This window comes from Rhizobium sp. AC27/96 (assembly GCF_001692325.1).
Lineage (GTDB): Bacteria > Pseudomonadota > Alphaproteobacteria > Rhizobiales > Rhizobiaceae > Rhizobium.
The window spans coordinates 1-1,568 of record NZ_LXKN01000067.1 but is presented as its reverse complement, the minus strand read 5'-3'; the positions used below and the strand labels follow the sequence as shown (position 1 = coordinate 1,568).

The 1,568-nt window shown below is 54.7% G+C and carries 3 protein-coding genes; all 3 read right to left on the bottom strand.

Annotated elements, in window-relative coordinates; translation table 11 throughout:
• Nucleotides 1–192: 192 nt before the first annotated feature.
• Nucleotides 193–615: a DDE-type integrase/transposase/recombinase gene (locus tag A6U86_RS36120; protein ID WP_343287090.1), complete on the bottom strand. Its 423-nt coding sequence runs from the start codon at nucleotides 613–615 to the stop codon at nucleotides 193–195.
• 54 nt (nucleotides 616–669) lie between these two features.
• Complete coding sequence (locus tag A6U86_RS36115) at nucleotides 670–825, bottom strand: hypothetical protein (RefSeq protein ID WP_343287089.1); 156 nt, start codon at nucleotides 823–825, stop codon at nucleotides 670–672.
• Between the two features lie 103 nt (nucleotides 826–928).
• Nucleotides 929–1,498: a helix-turn-helix domain-containing protein gene (locus tag A6U86_RS36110; protein WP_343287088.1), complete on the bottom strand. Its 570-nt coding sequence runs from the start codon at nucleotides 1,496–1,498 to the stop codon at nucleotides 929–931.
• Between the last annotated feature and the right edge of the window lie 70 nt (nucleotides 1,499–1,568).

Sequence of the window (1,568 nt, the reverse complement as noted above, 5' to 3'; positions counted from 1 at the left end):
GGGGATGCGGATAAAAAGTTGGACTAATTTATACTGTTAGGCCAAGGCTTTCTTGATACTCGACGGGACTGCGTGAGCCCAGTGATAATTTGATGCGCTTTTCATTGTACTATCGGATGTACGCATCAACCTCCCGGGCAAACTGCTCGATCGTGGTGGTCTTCCAGTCTCGAGGGTAGAAGAGTACCGTTTTCAATCGGCCGAAGAAGCCTTCGCACGCTGCATTATCCTGTGAACAGCCCTTGCGGGACATTGAACGAAGCAGCTTCGCATCGCTGATCCGGGTGAGCCAGCCAGGCCAGCGATAATGCGCTCCACGATCCGAATGGACGATTGTCCCGCCTTCGGCATCATCGTGTTGACTAACCCCGCATCAGGTTGCGTTCCAATCGACCAACTGATCACCATGCCATCGAAGCAATCTATGATAGGCGAGAGATACACTTTGCCAGCTGGGATCTGGAATTCGGTGATGTCCGTGAGCCATTTCTCGTTCGGTATTTTCGCATGGAAGTCGCGGTTGATCAGGTTCTCAGGCGCAGGACTGATTTCTCCCAAGTATGAACCAAAACGCCGTCGCCGTGGTCTGGCGGTGACCAGGCGCTCCTGTTTCATTAATCGCTGCACAACCTTTTCCGAGATTGTCACACTCTGCCTGGCCAGAGACGCCTACAGTCTAAGATAGCCGTAGCAGCGCTGGTTGCTTTCGAAGATTTCCGTCAGGTTGCGACGGATGGTGACATACTTGTCTTCCAGGTTCGCTCGGGTGCGGTGGTAGAAGTAAGAGCTTCGCGCAATTCCCAACTGCACAAGCAGTTCTGGCAATCGATAGATATCTTTGAGGGCGTCAACCAGCTGTGTCTTCTCCCGATTACTCAGGAGGTGCAGATCGACGCCCAGGCCTTTTTTAGGAGTTCATTGGCCTTCTTCAGCAGATCATGCTCGAGCTGCAATTGGCGAACATCGCGTTGGAGGGTCTCAAGCCGTTGCGGCGTTTCATCGATGAGGCAACCTCATGACCGAGTAACTCATTCCTCCAACTGTACAATGTTGGCCGGCATACGCCCAGCCGGTCGGCGACTTCCTGGGCACTCTCTTCTCGATTGCAAAGATCAAGGACCGCGACCTGCTTCAAGGCATCAGAATAGGCCGGACGCCAGGATCGACCGGCCATCGAAGTCCTCGCCTCCGGAAACGCCTCTCGAACCCATGCCGTCAGAGTCCCCCGGCCTGGATAACCCAACGTTCTCATCGTTGAAGAGATACAGCGATCGTGAGTGCGGTAGTGCTCCAGTGCCGCCTGCTTCTGGGCCTCGGAAAACTTCGGCGCGCGAGCCACAGAACGAACGCGCAGGCCTCGATGCTGCTCGTATTCGCGGCACCAGTTCCTCAGCGCATTCTTGGTCGGATAACCCAACTGGCGGATCGTCGCCTTAACCCGCTTGCCGAGCTTGATATACAGATCGACCGCGCGAAGTCTGTCTGCATGGGAATACATGAACTACCTCCTGGTCGTCCAAGTTTTCGTCCGCATCTCCCCGGATCAGATCTCAGCGGAAATCAACACA

Bases quoted from the DNA above. Each gene is read 5' to 3' on its own strand.
- A6U86_RS36120 (WP_343287090.1), bottom strand. From the start codon at position 615: ATGAAACAGGAGCGCCTGGTCACCGCCAGACCACGGCGACGGCGTTTT.
- A6U86_RS36110 (WP_343287088.1), bottom strand. From the start codon at position 1,498: ATGTATTCCCATGCAGACAGACTTCGCGCGGTCGATCTGTATATCAAG.